Source organism: Halorientalis salina, from assembly GCF_005049285.1.
Classification (GTDB): Archaea; Halobacteriota; Halobacteria; order Halobacteriales; family Haloarculaceae; genus Halorientalis; species Halorientalis salina.
Genome location: NZ_SOSC01000007.1, coordinates 77025 through 89093 on the forward strand (window position 1 = coordinate 77025; position 12069 = coordinate 89093).

Sequence of the window (12069 nt, forward strand, 5' to 3'; positions counted from 1 at the left end):
TACTGGGGTATGCCGAGCCTCTCGGAGGCATACGACGGTCGACGCGGGGGAACCGACGGGCGGGACCCGCGCCGGGTGGCGCTCGGCGCTGGGGTGTCGCTCTGTGGTGCCGGCGCGCTCGTGACGGCGCTGCTGGTGGTGACGACGCCGCTCGCCGCCGTCTTCGGCGCGACCGACCCCCTGGCAGCGAAGCATCTCGCCGGCGTCCTCGCCGGACTCGGCGGGCCGGCCATCCTGCTGGGCGTCGTCGCTGTCCTCCCCTCGAAGCGCCGCCAGCAACTGGGCGTGATCGCCGGCGCGGCCATCGCGACGGCGGGCGTCTGGCTGTTCTCCTATGCCTACCCGTCCCGCTGGGTCCTCGCCGAGGACCCGCTGGTCTTCGAGACGGCTATCGTCTACTTCATCGGCGGCTTCGTCGCGCTGTGGTTCGTCTTCGTCGCGCTGGCGAACTTCCGGCGGCGCAACAACCCCCACGGCCGGGTCACGCTGGAAATCCAGCGGGAAGGCGAGACCCAGCGAGTCGAGGTCTCCCGTTCGGAGTACCGGGCGATGGTGGGCGACGGCGGCAGTGCCGACGACATCCTGACCGAACTCGACGAGCGTCGCGGGGAGTAACGTCGTTTCGAGGAGCGCTGTGGATTCAGCGACCGGGGCATGGTTGCGATTCCGGCATCACTTCGTCGTCCCGCGAGCAGTCGAACTGTTCACGACGTACGACGGGCTCGTATTCGATGATGCGACGCTCGTGGCATACATAGAACGCGAGGGCATCGAGCACCTCTGTTCGTTCGACGACGACTTCGACGCGATCGAGAACATCACTCGGCTAGAGAGCGCCGATAACCCGTACAATCAATCCACCTGTCTCGTCTTCGGGAGTGTGGCAGGTACTGCGTAGAGGCGCTGTGGTGACGAGCGGTTCATGTGATTTAGTATTCACACCTTTCAAACAAGTGGAAAACAGTCCATGCTGTGCTTACAACTCCGGGTTACGCAGTAACTGCTTGCTGAACGGTCGGTGCCGGGTCATCGGATAAGTGATGGAGGAGTTTCTCGGCTGGATCACACGTCGGAACCTGCTGAAGGGCAGTCGCTGCGGCGGAGCGAACGTCCGCGTCCGGATCCTTGACAGCCGGAGCGATCAACTTCGCGTACGCACTCGCCCGCTGCGGGTCCGACTTTGCGATCAATCCCAACGCTAGCGTCAACTCCTGCTGGGTCTGTGCGTCCTCACTTGCCGCTGCAGTCTTGGCAATCAGCTTCGCATACGAAGTACAGAGCTCCGGATGATCCCGTGAAAGCCACCGCAGGCAGATCGCAGTATTCCGGATCAGCTGGGTATCGTTCGTCTCTAACTGCTTCAGAAGCTTCTCAATAATCGTCTCCGGCGACTGTTCGAGTGCCTTCACCAGTTTCCCTGGCGAGCCGGCACAGACGTTCGCGAGGACGTCGGTCGCCGCCCGTCGGATCAACGGCTGCGAAGCATCGAGTTTCTCGAACGCAGTTCGAACCCCCTCCGCCGTGGGTGTTTCCGCAAGGCTGGCAAGACGCTTGAAGGATCGAAAGTCCAGTCGGGCGAGGATATAGCTGTGCGTGAGCGGTACGAACCCGAGCAGTACGAGCAGGAACCAGATCGTGGTTCCAGCTCCCTGGCCGACCGCCGATTGGACGACCGATCCGATCCCGAATGCAGCGATCCACAGGATGAAAAACTCGGTTGTGCCGCGGCGCTGCTCGAAGAAAAACGCCTTCGGGTTTCGGATGATATTTCGTATATTGTACGAGGCATCCCGGCTCATTTTCTGCCCGAAGTAAGCGTATATCGTGTACGGATGAGGGATCGGGAGAAACGTGACGGAGTTGGATTGGGATTGCGCTTTATTGACGCGGGTTTCGAGGAAGCGGCGTCGGTGGCTATCGACATATCGTCGATATACCTGACGGAGCATTTAGACGACCTTTTGACGATGTGAAAGTTGAATCTTTAGGATTGCGACAAGAACAGCGGAATCACGGACCGAATGGCTCCGGTGAGTCCTTGAGAGCTACAAATTCACCCAGTGGTGTACCCGGGAAACAGACGCCCTCAAAGTCACACTTTCTCTGATTCGCTGTGGAGGGGAAGTATACCCCACTTCGGACTGGCGCCGAAACTATTATTCCATAACTTAATTTACTGTATTAATATATTTGAGCTTATAGTTCGTACACGCAGTGAGCAGCCGAGCACCGAGCATCCGTGGCGCAACGCGCCGCGGTTCACCGTCAGTGCATGCACTGACGAGCCTGCGTTCCTGTGGGGCACTCATGGGCCTCCGGCCCGCTCGCTCGTGGCGGCTCCGCCACCACGTGACTCACCCCGACACTGCCGGAGCGGGCGAAGCCCGCGGAGGCAGCCTTTTTTAGCGTAGATTTTTTGGAGTCATGCGGGACCGAAGGTCCCGCTGACCATGCGAACGGGCCTCCGGCCCGTGAGCAGAGAGTGGTGCGCTTCGCGCACCCGACGAGAAAAAGGTACTCGAACACCGCCGGGTTTATTCTGACTGGGTCGCAACCCTGTGTCCGATGAAGGCGCTCCACGCCCGGTACCCGTTCCTGTCGGGAGCTCGGGAGGCTGTCGAGTCCGCAGGCGTCGATCTGGCGACGCTCGTCGCCACCGAGGACGAGATCGTCGAACGCGGGCTGGAGCGCATCGAGTGGGCCATCACCGAGGGGACAGTCGGCGAGCAACACCGACGGACGCGCGTCGAACTGCTCTCCTATCCGGTCGCCCGCGTCCTCGTCTCGCTGGTCGATCAGCACATCCTCCTGCGGCGGTACAGTCGCGCTGAGGCAAAGAGTGCCCACGAACGCTTTTCCGAGGAACTCTCGACGACCACGGAGTTCCAGAGTACCCGGACCGAGCGACTCGAACTCGACACCTTGCTCGCCGAGTTCGAGATGCGGGACAGCGTCCGGGAGGTCGGGCCCGACGGCGACGGGGAGTACCGCGTCGACGTGGGGACGTATCTCGAACACGCGGCCGGCGAGTGGGGCGACGAGTGGCGGCTAGTCAACCGCCCGCTCGCGGACGGTCAGGTCCCCGTCGACGAGGGCGAACTGCTGGTCTTGCTCCGGCAGGCCGTCGAGGCGCGCGTGACCGACGGACTGCCGTTCGAGGTGCCCGACGCCATCGCCGAGGAACTCACCGAGGAGGTCGAGCGCATTCGCGAGTTGCTCGACGACCTGGACCTCACACGGGAGATCGATACGGTCGTTCCCGACCTGTTCCCGCCCTGTATGAAACACCTGTTGGACAAGGTCCAGAAGGGCGAACACCTCGAACACCACTCCCGATTCGCCATCGCGGCCTTCCTGACGAGCATCGGGATGACGACCGACGAGATCGTCGAGTTATTCGAGGTCAACCCGGGCTTCGGCGAGGAACAGACCCGCTATCAGGTCGATCACATCCGCGGCGCGACGAGCCCGACCGAGTACTCGACGCCGGCGTGTGCGACGATGCAGTCCTACGGCGACTGCATCGGCAAAGACGACATCTGCGAGGACGTCATCAACGAATCGCACCCGCTGAACTACTACGAACACCGGATCGAGCAAGCCGACGACGAGGAACTCGAAGACTGGCGCGAAGACGGCGAGGACGGAGCGGAGGACGAGAGCGGAGCCGCCGACTGATACGGACTTCTGTAAGTCAGTTCGGTATCGACCGCCCGTCGTCGGGCGGTCGTACCGGTAGCCAGTTACAACAGGCCGTCTGAGTTACTCTTTCGAGGCGAACCAGAAGCCGACGCCGGTCATCACGAGCACGAACAGCACGATGGCACCGACCATCGCGAGGCCGCCGGTATCGGAGAGCGCGCCGCTCGAACCGAACTGTAAACTGACGAGGGCGACAGCGCCGATGAAGACCAGTACGGCGACGAACGAAACCGCGGCCTCGACGACTGTCTCCCGGTCGATTTCCATGTCCGCGGCTTTCCCCGGCCCGTGCAAAAGGGCTTCGATGCCTCCGCGTTCGACCCCCGGGGCCGAGCGGTTTAGGACCCTCCAGCACCTACGTTTCGACTGGACGCACCCGAACACAGCCGCGTCCTGAGCACTATGTCACACGCACGTTCACCGAAAGTTGCACTCGCACCGGACCTCCGCGAACTCGACGAGCGGGCCGTCCGCGCCTGGACGGAACCGATGGCGGTCACGCCGCTGGGCGGCGGCGTCTATCGCGTCGACACACACGAGGACCACAGCTACAGCGTCGACGTTCCCGGGCAACGCTGCACCTGTCCGGACCACCGCTACCGCGGCGCACAGTGCAAACACCTCCGCCGCGTCGCCATCGAAATTACGCAGGAACGGGTCCCCGCTCCCGGCAAGCGCGAGGCGGACTGTGCCGTCTGTGGGCGGGAGTCGTTCGTCCCCGAGACGGCCGACCCGCCGCTGTGTGACGACTGCCGGCTCGAACCCGACGACGTTGTTCGTGACTGGGAAACCGGGGACCGACTGGTGGTCACCAGAGTCGTCCCCGAGCGCGCGGACGAGTACGTCATCGAATCGGTCGGAACGACTGTCGCCGACTACGAAACGAACGAGGGATACCCCGCGGACGACCCCGTGGTGGAGGTGACGTATCTCGGTGACGCGGCCCAACGGGACGAGCCCCGTACGTACGCCTTCCCCTACTCCCGCCTGGACCACGGCGAGGACGCCGCGCTGATCGACTAGAGCATCGCGACGGCGTCGTCGACGGAGATGTCGCCCCGGTCGAGGGCTTCGAGTATCTCGCGGACGTCACCGTCGTCTTCGTCCCCCTCGGCGGCCTCGGCGGCCTCCGCGAGGGTGACCTTCTCGGAGTCACCGACGAACTCCGCGAAGTCGACGCCCTCGGCGAGTGCCGTTTCCTTCTTGACGCGGTAGTTGCCGCCGTCGGTGGTGTAGAGGTCGCCCGGATGGAAGAAGTACCACTCCTCGCGGTCGAAGCGCACGCCGACGCGCGGTTTCGCGCCGAAGTTCTGGGCGAAAAAGAGCAGCGCCTCGATCTCGGCCCCGTCGAGATAGATCGGATCGCCCGCCGACGATTTGGCTTCGATGGCGTAGAACTGCTCGCCGTCGCCCGCCAGCACGTCCGGGAGTTCCCGCTCGGTCGCGCTCCCGCTGGCGGGTGCACGCATGACCGCGAACCCGGACTCGTCCAGGGCGTTGACGAGTTCCCGTTCTCGTCTGTCGCCCTTTCGGTTGCTCGACATACGGTCGGCTTGTGGGGGTGGGGGGAAAAGCCACACGGGAGCGCGGTGAAAGTGGACGGATCCGCTGCCACCGTCGACTCGATAGCGGCGTCGGGACGGGCGGCTCCCGGGGATCAGTCCTCGGTCGCCGGTTCCCCGTTGTGGCCCTCGAACAACTGTTCTAAGAGCCGCTTCTGGCCGACGCGGAGGTGCCGGTTGACCGTCGGCTGACTCACGTCCAGTATCTCGGCGACCTCCTCGCCCGTGCTCCGGCGGGGCCACTCGAAAAAGCCCGCGAGGTACGCGGTTCGCATCACCTCGCGCTGTCGGTCGGTCAGCGCGTCGAACAGCGAGGCCACCAGGTCCGGCTTGGTCCGTGCGGTCCGGTTCACGTTCCGCCGGCTCTGAAGCCGGACGGAGGGATGGCTGTCCTGGACCATCTCGACGAACTCGCGGACGTCCGTCGAGACGGGGACGTCGACGACGAGCGTGAGTTCCGTCTCGGTGGCGGCGATCGACCGCGGACTCGCGCCGTGACGAACGAGTTTCGCGACCAGCGTCTCGCCCGACACCGTCACGCCGAAGAGGCAATCTGTGTCCGACTCGTCGATCAGTCTGTAGTCCGTGACCGTCACGAGGTCGTCGAGGACCCCTTCGACGGCGGCTGCCTCCGCCCCGGTCGTCGTGAGAAACAGGCGCGTTCCCGCTGCCGAGTGGGCCGCGAGCCCCTCGTACTCGACGCTACAGTCGGCCTCTCGGGCGATCCGTGCGAACAGCGTATCCGCTTCCTCGGCCGCCAGCGTGAGTTCGACGAAGGTGTCGGTGTGCAGCGCCTGCCGGGTTTCGACGGCCGTGATCGAGTTGGCGATGTTCTCGCCCAGTTCGGCGAACACTGTCCGTTCGAGGTCGCCGAAGGCGTTCGGTTCGTCGGCATACACCGTGAGGACGCCGTAGAAGTACTCGTCGATCGCGAGCGGGACGCTGACGACCGACTGGAAGTCGTGTGCCAGGGCGGTCTTCCGCCAGTCCTCGCGCTGCAACGCCGAGACGACGTTTTCGACGACGACCGGGGCTTCGGTCTCGGCGGCGGTGATCGACGGGTCGGGGCTGTCGGCCCCCATCGTCAGCGAAATCGCGTCGAGGTACGCCCCGTCGGTCCCGCCCCAGGTGCGTGGTTGGAGTGCCGTGTCGCTCGCGTCGATGCTGCCGATCCAGGCGAAGGCGATGTCCTCGGCCTCGACGAGTCGCTCACAGACGGTCGATTCGATCTCCTCGCGGTCGTCGGCCCCGATCAGCGACTGGTCGATCCGCCGGATGATGTCGGTGATCTGTATCTGGCGTCTGAGCCGCTGGTTGCGCGCCTCCAGTTCCGCGTCGCGCTCCCGGAGGTCCGCTTCGCTTTCGAGGCGGTCGAAGGCGGCCTCGGTCGTCGCGACGAGCGTCTCGGCCAACTGTCGGGTCAGCTCGTCGATCGCCTCCCGGGTGTCGACCGCGACGAACACGCCGTGATCGCCGATGGGCACCAGCAGGCCGCTCTCGACCTCGGGGCCGAACAACACGGAGCCGGCGCGCTCCTCGGTGTCCTCGAAGAGCATCGGCGTTTCCGTGACGAAACAGTCCCACAGGGCGTCCTCGGCACCGACGGCGACCGAGGGAGCGTCACCGCAGAGTTCCATGAACCCGGCCGTGAACGCGGTCGGGTCGAGGTGATTCGTCTCGTCGTCCAGGAGATAGACGCCCACGCCGCTGGTGTCGAGCACCGCCGAAGCCGTCTCGACGACGAGGTCGGCGACGTCGGCGTGGGTTTCGGTCGCGAGCAGTTCGCGTGTCGTCTCGTGGAGTGACCTGAGCGCCCGCTCGCGCTCCTTCTGTCCGGTGATGTCCTGGACGGACCCGCGGAGTTTGGTCACCGCTCCCTCCGCCTGGACCGGTTCACACAGCGCACGAACCCACCGGCTCTCGCCTTCCTCGTCGACGACCCGAACCTCCGTGTCGTAGCCCTCGCCGGTTTCGATGGCGCGCTCGATCTGGGATCGGAGGTGTGCCCTGTCCTCGGGGTGGTACTGGTCCAGGGCCCGGTCGAGCGTGAGGTCGGCGTCGGTCGGCAGCCCGTGGATGCGGTAGAGTTCGTCGGTCCAGGTTATTTCCGGCGGTTCGATGGTCGCGTCGAGTTCCCAGCCGCCGACGGTCGCGATACGCTGGGCCTGATCGAGCAGTTCGCTCGTCCGTTCGAGTTCCTGCTCGTACTCGATCCGTTCGGTGATGTCGATGATGACTCCTTCGAGGGCTTCGACCTCGCCGTCGGAGCCGTAGACACCGCGACCTTGCTCTTTGACCCAGCGACGCTCGCCGTCGGCGGTTTCGATGGGGTAGACGACGCTGTACGACTCGTCCCCGTCGAGGGCCGTCTGTACCTCGGCCCAGATGCGGTCCCGGTCAGCGTCCGGCGCGTAGATGTCGGGCCACGAAACTTCCCCGCGTTCGAGAGCCCCGGCGTCGTAGCCCGTGAGCTCCCGGACCCCCTCGCTGACGAACTCGGTCGGCCACCCCCGTTCGTTCTCGACGCGATAGACCAGTCCGGGGATGTTCTCCATCAGCCGTGAGAGTTGCCGCTCCGTCTCGACGCGTTCGCTGATGTCCCGACCGATGCCGGCCAACACCCGGTTCCCGTCGAGATCCTCGAGCGTGGTCCCGACGAACTCGTAGGGGATCCGTTCGCCGTCTTTGGTCAGGTACGGGGCTTCGACGCGCGCTTCGCCCGTCTCGAAGGCCTCTTCGATGGTCCCGGCGATGCGATCCCGCGCCTCCGCACCGAAGAGATCCAGCGCGTTCAGATCCGCGATCTCCGAGCCGGTGTACCCGGTGGTCTCGAGCAGGCTCTCGTTCCAGCGGAGGTGGTTCCCGTCCTCGTCGAGCACGTAGAACACGTCGTCGATGGCGTCGAGGATGTCGTCGGTGTAGTCCTTGTATCGCTGGAGGTCCCGCTCGCGTTCCTTGCGGTCGGTGATGTCGTTGTTGATGCCGACCATCCGCCTGTCCCCGTTTCCGTCGCTGACGATCTGCCCGCGAGCCCCGACCCAGACCCAGCCCCCCTGCTCGTGTCGCAGTCTGAACTCCGTCTGGAGCGGTTCGTCGGCCTCGATTGCCCGGTCGAGTTCGGCACGGACCCGCTCGACGTCGTCCGGGTGGATACGCTGCTGGAAGGCCTCGTAGGTCCCCTCGAAGGCCCCCGGTTCGAGTCCCACCAGTCGCTCCAGCGTCTCGTTCCAGTCCACGTCTTCAGTCTGCAGGTCCAACTCCCAGATGCCGGTGTTCGTCCCTTCGAGGGCGAGTTCGAGCTGGCGTTTCGTCTCCCGGAGTTCCTGCTGGCGTTTCTTGCGGTCGGTGATGTCCTGATGAATCCCGATCACGTACTTGCGACCGGTCTCGTCACTCACGACCTGTCCGCGGATCTCGACCCAGAGCCAGTGGCCGTCCTCGTGGCGCATCCTGAACTCCGTTTGAGGCAGTTTTCCACTCTCGAGTGCCTGTTCGATCCTGTCGTCGACGTACGACTCGTCATCCGGATGGATGCGCTCCCGAATGTCGCTGACCGTTCCCCCGAACGTTCCCGGTTCGATTCCCATCAGCCGCTCTAACGTCTTGTTCCAGGTCACCGCGTTGGTTTCCGGATTCCACTCCCAGACGCCCATGTTCGTCCCTTCGAGGGCGAGTTCGAGCTGGCGTTTCGTCTCCCGGAGTTCCTGCTGGCGGGCTTTCCGGTCGCTGATGTCGCGACTTATCGCCACGAACCGGGCCTCGTCGTCGAGGTCGAGGCGGATCAGGTGGATCTCAACGGGGAACGCCGACCCGTCGCGACGCTGGTATTCCCCCTCGAACTTCCGCCGATCACCGACTGCCATGTCGTTGAAAAGCGATCGCACGTTGTCGGCGTCGAACTCCCGGTCGAGTTCCCAGATCCTCATCCCGGCCAGTTCGCCCTTGGTGTATCCGACCTTCTCGCAGAACCGTCGGTTCGCGTCGACGATCCGCCCGTCCGTGTCCAGAACGTCGATCATGTCCGGCGAGTGCTCGAACAGCGCTTCGAGCCGCGCGCTCGTCGTCTCCACCCGCCGTTCCCGCTGCTTGCGGTCGGTGATGTCCTGTATCGCGGCCATCGTGCCGACGATCTCGCCGTCGGCGTCACGGATCGGCGCGGCAGAGAGGCTCACGTCGATCAGATCGCCGTCTTTCCTCCGGCGCTCCGTCTCGACGCCCGTCAGCGTCTCGCCGTCGAGCAGTCGCTCGAAGATCTCCCGATGGTCGCCCTCGAGGTCGTCGGTCGTCGGCAGCGGCTCACCGAGGACCTCCGCCCGCGTCCAGCCGAAGATCTCCTCGGCCGCGGGGTTCCACAGCGTCACCCTGTCGTCGGTGTCCAGCGCGATCAGCGCCTCCGGTGACGCCTCGATGGTGGCGTTGAGCCGCTCGTTGGTCTCGCGGAGTTCCCGCTCGCGGTCGCGAAGCGTCGCGGCCAACTCGTTGACGGCCGCCGAGAGGCGTCCGATGGGTCCCTCCTCGCCCGTCGGCACGGTGACGTCGTACTCCCCCGTCGATAGCTGTTCGACCGCGTCGATCACCTGATCGATATCGCTCTGGTTCCCGTCGACGGCCCCCAGCAACACGACCGGTCCGACGATCGATAACGCGACGCGCCACTGACTCACTCCCGGGAGGCGGGTCACATCGACCGCCGTCCCGACGACGAACGCCATCGCAACCGCCGCGACCGTCACCGTCCACCACCGACGAGCGCCGATCCGCCCCCAGACACTGTTTCGCATCATCGGGCGTACGGCATTGGAACAATTAGGTTCCATGCCTCGCCGCGTGACACTATATATATACCCCCAGTACTCCGGGCACGGTATTCATACTGACCGTAGCTACATGGATCAGTGCCGCCTCCGTTCCGCCAATGCAAACCCGAGACGCTTCCCAGGAGAGAGAGCGAATCAGTATGGCCGTCGTCGAAGCGGTCGCCGAGTCGAGCGGGACGGACCCGCTCGATCTGACGCCGCCGCTGTCGTCAGTCATCGACGCGGACGCGTTGGATCGCCTGTACCGCAAGGGTGCCGACGTCGAGGTACAGTTCGAGTACAACGGGCACGCGGTCACGGTCGGGACCGACGGCGCGATCACCGTCGACGGGACCCCCGCTCGGAGCCCCCGCCAATGACTCCGTCCCGTTCGAAACACGATGTGGCCGATCTGAACTGCCACTGATGGTGTCTCCCGTCCTGTCTCTGGACCGCAGGCCGAGAGAGCGCGAGTGTCGACCCGTCGCACCGAGAGGGGTCTCGGTGGCGGGACTCGAACCAGTCAGGAGGTGCCGATGAGTTCCGTCGAATCCCTGGTCGAGTCGCCCGGGGAATCGGTGCTCCGGCCCTCGACGATCCGCGTCCTCCGCATCGACGAGGCCAGCGACGACGAGGCTGCCCGTCGTCTCACGTTCGAGGACGAAGACGGGATCGAGTGGCAGTCGACGACGGGCTCCGTCGAGGGGGCGGAACTCGACCGCATCGACTGCGTCGTCAGCACCGACGACACGTCCGTCTCGGCGAAACTCGACTCGCTCGCGACCGTTCGAGAGCACGATCCCACAGTCCCGTTCGTCCTCGTCACCGGTGAGGGGTCCGACGACGTGGCGGGCCTCCGTTCGGACCGCTGGACCGAGTCGATCCCGGCCCCTCCGGCGTCGACGATCACAGAGCGACTGAAGACCCGAATCCGACAACTCGTCGCGCACAGGCGAGCCGTGACCGTGGCCGAGCGTGCGCTCGGCACCGTCGAGACCGTCCGTGACGGGGTCTGTATCGCCGGCCCCGGCGGAACCATCGAGTTCGCCAACAACGCCTTCGTGTCGCGGTTCGGCACGGATCGCTCGGAACTGGTCGGTTCCTCCTGGCGGTCCCTCTACACCGAGTCCGCGGTCGACCGACTCGAACGGACGGCGCTCCCGACGGTCCGCGACGGGTGGCGATGGTCGGGCGAGTGTACCGGTCGCCGGGTCGACGGCGAGCCCTTTACCGCCAACACGAGCGTCGTCGCCCTCGACGACGGGAGCCTCGTGTTCACGATCCACGGGATCGAGCGGTCTTCGACCGACTGAGACGCGGTGTTCCGTCCGCGCCCCTCGCCGTCCCTCGCGTGAGTACCCCGATACCCTCGAGGTCGAACTCGACCCGCCGGGTTCCCGCGCCACGACGAGCGAAACGCCGACCGCTTCGATGGGACAGAACGCGCTGCGGCAGTTTTTCGCTCGATCCCGGTCGCGGCCGCGTGCGGCCGGGACCCGATTCACAGCGCCTGATTCGACCCCCGTTGCCGGAGGATCGTGTTCCGGAGCTTCGGCAGGTAATGTGTCAGGTTCGTCGTCGTCACGATCCCCACGAGCTGGCCGTCGTCGACGACCGGGAGCCGACGGATGGAGTGTTGTTTCATCCTGTCCGCTGCGACGTGGATGGGTTCACTGCCCGCTATCGTGACGACCGGCGCGCTCATGAACGTGGACACGGCGACCGTGTCCAGGTCGCCGTTCGTCGCGACCTGTCGGATGACGTCCGACTCGGTCACGATGCCGATCAGCCGACCGGTGTCCGGCTCGACTACCACGAGCGATCCGAGTCGCTTCTCGGCGAACTGACGTGCCACTCTGGCGGCTGTTACCTCGCCCGTGATGGTCTCGACACCGCGTGCCATCACGTTCGACACCGGAATATCTATCATGGTTCATAATGGGTCGGTCGCTGGTTAACGCTACTGACCGTGCTCTCTCCGGTGTCTGCGGTCTGGTCTCGGGATCGCT

At 65.0% G+C, this 12069-nt stretch carries 11 protein-coding genes; 6 read left to right on the forward strand and 5 right to left on the reverse strand.

Annotation, left to right across the window (positions count from 1 at the left end; all coding sequences use genetic code 11):
* The first annotated feature begins 9 nt into the window (after positions 1-9).
* Positions 10-615, forward strand: coding sequence for a DUF7139 domain-containing protein (locus E2481_RS13255; protein ID WP_136717635.1), 606 nt, complete (start codon positions 10-12; stop codon positions 613-615).
* A 19-nt stretch (positions 616-634) separates the two neighbouring features.
* Entirely contained in the window at positions 635-898 is a 264-nt protein-coding gene (locus tag E2481_RS13260; protein ID WP_136717636.1) for a hypothetical protein, read from the forward strand.
* 91 nt (positions 899-989) lie between these two features.
* On the opposite strand, the gene E2481_RS13265 is transcribed toward E2481_RS13260, so the two are convergent.
* A complete protein-coding gene (locus E2481_RS13265; protein WP_250137823.1) occupies positions 990-1799 on the reverse strand; it encodes a HEAT repeat domain-containing protein in 810 nt (269 codons plus the stop codon).
* Positions 1800-2565: 766 nt separating this feature from the next.
* Here E2481_RS13265 and priL point away from each other — a divergent pair.
* A complete protein-coding gene (priL, locus tag E2481_RS13270; RefSeq protein WP_136717638.1) occupies positions 2566-3678 on the forward strand; it encodes a DNA primase regulatory subunit PriL in 1113 nt (370 codons plus the stop codon).
* A gap of 84 nt (positions 3679-3762) precedes the next feature.
* Here priL and E2481_RS13275 read toward each other — a convergent pair whose 3' ends face one another.
* A complete protein-coding gene (locus E2481_RS13275) occupies positions 3763-3969 on the reverse strand; it encodes a DUF7472 family protein (protein WP_136717639.1) in 207 nt (68 codons plus the stop codon).
* Positions 3970-4104: 135 nt separating this feature from the next.
* On the opposite strand from E2481_RS13275, the gene E2481_RS13280 reads away from it, so the two are divergent.
* Positions 4105-4725: an SWIM zinc finger family protein gene (locus E2481_RS13280; RefSeq protein ID WP_136717640.1), complete on the forward strand. Its 621-nt coding sequence runs from the start codon at positions 4105-4107 to the stop codon at positions 4723-4725.
* On the opposite strand, the gene hjc is transcribed toward E2481_RS13280, so the two are convergent.
* Both hjc and E2481_RS13290 read right to left on the reverse strand, forming a co-directional pair.
* A complete protein-coding gene (hjc, locus tag E2481_RS13285; protein ID WP_136717641.1) occupies positions 4722-5246 on the reverse strand; it encodes a Holliday junction resolvase Hjc in 525 nt (174 codons plus the stop codon). The two genes, E2481_RS13280 and hjc, sit on opposite strands and share 4 nt — an antisense overlap.
* A 113-nt stretch (positions 5247-5359) precedes the next feature.
* Complete coding sequence (locus E2481_RS13290; RefSeq protein WP_169302444.1) at positions 5360-10048, reverse strand: PAS domain S-box protein; 4689 nt, start codon at positions 10046-10048, stop codon at positions 5360-5362.
* Positions 10049-10179: 131 nt separating this feature from the next.
* On the opposite strand from E2481_RS13290, the gene E2481_RS13295 reads away from it, so the two are divergent.
* Both E2481_RS13295 and E2481_RS13300 read left to right on the forward strand, forming a co-directional pair.
* A complete protein-coding gene (locus tag E2481_RS13295) occupies positions 10180-10440 on the forward strand; it encodes a HalOD1 output domain-containing protein (RefSeq protein WP_136717643.1) in 261 nt (86 codons plus the stop codon).
* Between the two features lie 156 nt (positions 10441-10596).
* Complete coding sequence (locus E2481_RS13300; RefSeq protein WP_136717644.1) at positions 10597-11373, forward strand: PAS domain-containing protein; 777 nt, start codon at positions 10597-10599, stop codon at positions 11371-11373.
* A 188-nt stretch (positions 11374-11561) separates the two neighbouring features.
* Here the strand turns inward: E2481_RS13300 and E2481_RS13305 are convergent, their stop codons facing one another.
* Positions 11562-11990 (reverse strand): CBS domain-containing protein, encoded by a 429-nt coding sequence (locus E2481_RS13305; RefSeq protein ID WP_250137824.1) that lies wholly within the window; start codon positions 11988-11990, stop codon positions 11562-11564.
* Between the last annotated feature and the right edge of the window lie 79 nt (positions 11991-12069).

Bases quoted from the DNA above. Each gene is read 5' to 3' on its own strand.
- E2481_RS13255 (WP_136717635.1), top strand. From the start codon at position 10: ATGCCGAGCCTCTCGGAGGCATACGACGGTCGACGCGGGGGAACCGAC.
- E2481_RS13265 (WP_250137823.1), bottom strand. From the start codon at position 1,799: ATGAGCCGGGATGCCTCGTACAATATACGAAATATCATCCGAAACCCG.
- priL (WP_136717638.1), top strand. From the start codon at position 2,566: ATGAAGGCGCTCCACGCCCGGTACCCGTTCCTGTCGGGAGCTCGGGAG.
- E2481_RS13275 (WP_136717639.1), bottom strand. From the start codon at position 3,969: ATGGAAATCGACCGGGAGACAGTCGTCGAGGCCGCGGTTTCGTTCGTC.
- E2481_RS13280 (WP_136717640.1), top strand. From the start codon at position 4,105: ATGTCACACGCACGTTCACCGAAAGTTGCACTCGCACCGGACCTCCGC.
- hjc (WP_136717641.1), bottom strand. From the start codon at position 5,246: ATGTCGAGCAACCGAAAGGGCGACAGACGAGAACGGGAACTCGTCAAC.
- E2481_RS13290 (WP_169302444.1), bottom strand. From the start codon at position 10,048: ATGATGCGAAACAGTGTCTGGGGGCGGATCGGCGCTCGTCGGTGGTGG.
- E2481_RS13295 (WP_136717643.1), top strand. From the start codon at position 10,180: ATGCAAACCCGAGACGCTTCCCAGGAGAGAGAGCGAATCAGTATGGCC.
- E2481_RS13300 (WP_136717644.1), top strand. From the start codon at position 10,597: ATGAGTTCCGTCGAATCCCTGGTCGAGTCGCCCGGGGAATCGGTGCTC.
- E2481_RS13305 (WP_250137824.1), bottom strand. From the start codon at position 11,990: ATGATAGATATTCCGGTGTCGAACGTGATGGCACGCGGTGTCGAGACC.